General features: G+C 73.5%; 6 protein-coding genes. 1 reads left to right on the top strand and 5 read right to left on the bottom strand.

Going from position 1 to position 4,426, the window contains the following annotated elements; genetic code table 11:
* Nucleotides 1-133: 133 nt before the first annotated feature.
* The 5 genes from JT721_RS02285 to JT721_RS02305 are packed head-to-tail and all read right to left on the bottom strand — an operon-like array spanning nucleotide 134 to nucleotide 3,423.
* Nucleotides 134-556, bottom strand: coding sequence for a hypothetical protein (locus JT721_RS02285; protein ID WP_205471280.1), 423 nt, complete (start codon nucleotides 554-556; stop codon nucleotides 134-136).
* A gap of 15 nt (nucleotides 557-571) precedes the next feature.
* Nucleotides 572-895, bottom strand: a complete 324-nt coding sequence (locus JT721_RS02290; RefSeq protein ID WP_205471281.1) for a DivIVA domain-containing protein — start codon at nucleotides 893-895, stop codon at nucleotides 572-574.
* 10 nt (nucleotides 896-905) lie between these two features.
* Nucleotides 906-1,631 carry a TIGR00730 family Rossman fold protein gene (locus JT721_RS02295; RefSeq protein WP_307827848.1) on the bottom strand — a complete coding sequence of 242 codons (726 nt, stop codon included), beginning with the start codon at nucleotides 1,629-1,631 and terminating at the stop codon, nucleotides 906-908.
* Entirely contained in the window at nucleotides 1,628-2,698 is a 1,071-nt protein-coding gene (gene dapE, locus JT721_RS02300) for a succinyl-diaminopimelate desuccinylase (protein ID WP_205471283.1), read from the bottom strand. Before dapE ends, JT721_RS02295 begins: the two co-directional genes overlap by 4 nt.
* 8 nt (nucleotides 2,699-2,706) lie before the next feature.
* Nucleotides 2,707-3,423, bottom strand: a complete 717-nt coding sequence (locus JT721_RS02305; protein ID WP_205471284.1) for a VOC family protein — start codon at nucleotides 3,421-3,423, stop codon at nucleotides 2,707-2,709.
* Nucleotides 3,424-3,477: 54 nt separating this feature from the next.
* On the opposite strand from JT721_RS02305, the gene JT721_RS02310 reads away from it, so the two are divergent.
* On the top strand, nucleotides 3,478-4,335 hold the full coding sequence (locus JT721_RS02310) for an LLM class F420-dependent oxidoreductase (RefSeq protein ID WP_205471285.1): 858 nt from the start codon (nucleotides 3,478-3,480) through the stop codon (nucleotides 4,333-4,335).
* Nucleotides 4,336-4,426 lie beyond the last annotated feature (91 nt).

Raw genomic sequence — 4,426 nt, forward strand, 5'->3', positions numbered from 1 at the left:
GGCGGTGCTGGCGGGCGCCGGCGAGCCGGTCGCCGTGCCCGGCGCGATCGCCGCGAGCAGGCCGGCGACCAGGCCGGCGACCAGGCCGGCCAGCACCGCCGCGACCGGTCCGCGACCACGACCGGGCACGAGCTCAGACCTTGGAGTTGAGGTAGGCCCAGGTGAACCAGATGACGCCGGCCAGGGTGCCGACGTGGGCGATCACCGACAGCCACGGCCCCCGGGTCCAGCCGTCGGCCCGGGCCTCGGTGGCGTGACGGCCCTTGCTGGGCAGCCAGCGCAGCAGGATGATCATCGCGCAGGTGGTCACCACCCACCAGCAGGCCAGCGAGACGATGCCGACGACGTTGCCGCCGAACGGCGAGTCGTCGGGTGCCAGCAGGAACGAGATCCAGGTGGCCAGCGCGACCACGCCGAAGAAGGTGTGGAACGTCAGCACCCGGCTGCCCACGTCGATCCGGCCGGCGCCGTGGCCCCCGCGCAGGCGCAGGCGGGTCAGGACCACGGCCAGGACACCCAGCCCGGTCAGGACCCACGCGATCTGCTCGGCGGACACACGCCGGAGTGTGCCCTACTTCACCCCGGGGTCGCCAAGCGACTCGTCGGAACGGTCCGGACCGGTTTCGGCGGCCTCGGCCACCTGCGGGCGCCGTTCCTGCTCCTCCAGCTGGCCGGCCAGCCGGTCGAGCAGCGCGTCGACCTCCGACATCCGGTAGCCGCGGAAGGCCAGCGAGAAGCGCAGCCGGCGCAGGTCGGCACCGGCGAGCGGGCCGGAGGCCGGCACCAGGGCGTCGGGGCGGTCGTCGTGCTCCTCGGCCAGCGGCGCGCCGCGGCCGGCGGCGACCGCCGCGACCCCGCCCATCACCAGCACCAGCAGCGCCGCGAACAGCCACATCACGAGCGGGTCACCGGCCCTCGCGGGCGGCGGACATGAGGGCGACCACCTCGTCGACGTCGTCGGTGAGCGTGAACATGTCGATGTCGCTCTGCTTGATGTTGCCGTCGGCCAGCACGGTGCCGCGCAGCCAGTCGAAGAGCCCGGTCCAGTAGTCGACGCCCAGCAGCGCGATCGGGAACTGGGTGACCTTCTGCGTCTGCACCAGCGTCACCGCCTCGAACAGCTCGTCGAGGGTGCCCATCCCGCCGGGCAGCACCGCGAAGCCCTGGGAGTACTTCACGAACATGGTCTTGCGGGCGAAGAAGTAGCGGAACACGATCCCGATGTCGGCCCAGTCGTTGAGGCCGGACTCGAAGGGCAGCTCGATGCCGAGGCCCACGCTGACGCCGCCGCCCTCGCTGGCCCCCTTGTTGGCGGCCTCCATCGCCCCCGGGCCGCCGCCGGTGATCACCGCGAAGCCGGCCTCCACCAGCGCGCGGCCGAGCTTCTCGCCGAGGGCGTACGACGGGTGGTCGACCGCCGTGCGCGCCGACCCGAAGACCGCGATGGCCGGGCCGAGCTCGGCCAGGGTGCCGAACCCCTCGACGAACTCGGCCTGGATGCGCAGCACCCGCCACGGGTCGGTGTGCACCCAGTCGCTGGGCCCGCGGGAGTCGAGCAGCCGCTGGTCGGTGGTGGTGTGCTCGATCTGGTTGCGCCGCTGGGTGACGGGACCCTTCTGCTTCGACTTCACCGGGCCCCTCCCGTCAGCCACGCCCGGAGCTGTCGCTCGCACTGCTCGATGTGTGCCACCGGCACGTGTTCCTCCTGCTTGTGGGCCAGCATCGGGTCGCCCGGGCCGAAGTTGACGGCGGGCACCCCGAGGGCGGTGAACCGGGCGACGTCCGTCCACCCGAACTTGGGGTTGACCTCGCCGCCGACGGCGTCGACGAACGCGCGGGCGGCGGGGCGGTCGAGCCCCGGCAGCGCGCCGGGGGCGGAGTCGGTGAGCGTGACCTCGAAGCCGTCGAAGAAGTCGCGGACGAACTGCTCCGCCTCGGCCTCGCTGCGGTCGGGGGCGAACCGGAAGTTCACGCTCACCACGCACTCGTCGGGGATCACGTTGCCCGCGACCCCGCCGCTGATGCCGACGGCGTTGAGGCCCTCGTGGTAGGTCAGGCCGTCGATGACCGGCTGCCGCGGCTCGAAGGCCACCAGCCGCGCCAGCACCTCCGCGGCTCCGTGGATGGCGTTGACGCCCTTCCACGAGCGGGCCGAGTGGGCGCGCTCGCCGGTGGTGCGGACGTCGACGCGCAGCGTCCCCTGGCAGCCGGCCTCGACCACGGCGTTCGACGGCTCCATCAGGATCGCGAAGTCGGCCGCCACCAGCTCGGGCGAGCGCTCGGCGAGGTGGCGCAGCCCGTTGAACTCCGACTCGATCTCCTCGCCCTCGTAGAGCACGTAGGTGACGTCGCGCAGCGGCTCGGTCACCGTCGCGGCCAGCCGCAGGATCACCGCGTCGCCGCCCTTCATGTCGCAGGTGCCGAGCCCGTGCAGGAGCCCGCCCTCGAGCCGGCTCGGCAGGTTGGCGTTGACCGGCACGGTGTCGAGGTGACCGGCGATCACCACCCGCTCGCCGCGCCCGAGGTCGGTGCGCGCCACGACGGTGTTGCCGTGCCGGGTGACCTCGAGGTGGCCGAGCGGGCGCAGCGCCTCCTCGACGGCGTCGGCGATCACGCGCTCGTCGCGGCTCACCGACTCGATGTCGACCAGCTGGCGGGTCAGGGTGACGGCGTCTGCGGCGAGGTCGAGCACGGGCATGACGTCAGTCAACCAGCCGGCTCCGCGTCGTCCCCACCCGGCGCGAACACGCAGAACTCGTGGCCCTCGGGGTCGGCCAGCACCACCCAGTGCTCGGTGTCCCACAGGTGGGTCGCTCCGGCGGCCAGGAAGTCCTCGACCCGGCCCACGACGTCCCAGTGCACCCGGTTGGGCCCCTGCCGCGGCTCGGGCACGGTCGAGAAGTCGAGCGTCATCCGCTCGTCGGACGCCACCCCCGACAACGTCCACCAGCCGTCGTGGTCCTCCGGCTCGACGCCGAACCGCTCGCCCCACCAGCGCGCCAGCCGCTCGGCGTCGACGCAGTCGACGCCCACTCCGTGGAGGCGGTACGCCGGCAGCCGGTCCGGCTCGCGCACGAAGGCGCAGAACTCGTGCCCCTCGGGATCGGCCAGCACCGTCCAGCCCAAGCCGGTCTCCTCGGCGGGGGCCAGCACGGTCGCTCCCAGCGCCACCACCTCGTCCACCGAGGCGACGTCGACGTCGAGGTGCAGCCGGTTCTTCACGGTCTTGGGCCGGTCGACCTCGTTGACCCAGATCCGGTGTCGCGGGGTGGGTCCGTCGAGGTGGACGTGGTCGGGCTCGTCGACGAGGGTCAACCCGGTGACCGCGGCCCAGAACCGGCCCAGGCGCGAGGGGTCGAGGGCGTCGATGCAGAGGTCCTGCCATACGGCGTCCGGTTGGCTGGCGGGTGGGCGGTCGGGCATGCGAGCAGTCTAGGAACTTCCCAACAAACTAGAACTGGTTCTAGTCTGGCGCGCATGCGCAACGGCCTCGTCCTCTTCACCTCCGACCGCGGCATCCGGCCGGCCGACCTGGGCCGCGCGGCCGAGGAGCGGGGGTTCGACACCTTCTACGTGCCGGAGCACACCCACATCCCCGTCAAGCGCGAGGCGCTGCACCCCACCGGTGGCGAGCAGCTGCCCGACGACCGCTACCTGCGCACGCTCGACCCGTGGATCACGCTGGCCACCGTCGCGCAGGCGACCTCGCGGATCCGCCTCTCCACCGCGGTCGCGCTGCCGGTGGAGTCGGACCCGATCACGCTGGCCAAGCAGATCGCGACCCTCGACCACCTCTCCGGGGGTCGGGTCGAGGTCGGCGCGGGCTTCGGGTGGAACACCGACGAGCTCGCCGACCACCACGTGCCGGCCGGCAAGCGACGCACCGTCCTCAAGGAGTACGTCGAGGCGATGCGCGCGCTGTGGACCCAGGAGGAGGCGGCCTACGACGGCGAGTTCGTGTCGTTCGGCCCGTCCTGGGCCTGGCCCAAGCCGGTGCAGGCCCACGTGCCGCTGATCATCGGCGCCGGCGGCGGCCCCAAGACCTTCCGCTGGATCGCCGAGCACGCCGACGGCTGGATGACCACGCCGGCCCAGTCTGACATCGGCGCCCACATCGAGGCGCTCAAGGCCGCCTGGGCCGAGGCCGGCCGCGACGGCGCCCCCGACATCCGGATCCTGATCGCCTTCAAGCCCGACCCCGCCGACCTGGCCGCCTGGGCCGAGGCCGGCGCCACCGAGCTGATCTGGGGCGTGCCGGACAGGTCGCCCGACGAGGTGCTCGCCTCGCTCGACCGCCTCGCCGGCCGCCTCGGCCTCGCCGGAGCGCCGGCCTGACGTGGCGGGGGGGGGGGGGGGGGGGGGGGGGGGGCGGCCGCCGGGGGGGGGGGGGGGGGGGGGGGGGGGGGGGGGGGGCGGGTTTCCCCGG

The sequence above is a fragment of the Nocardioides sp. SYSU D00038 genome (genome assembly GCF_016924665.1).
In the GTDB taxonomy this organism is placed as follows: domain Bacteria; phylum Actinomycetota; class Actinomycetes; order Propionibacteriales; family Nocardioidaceae; genus Nocardioides.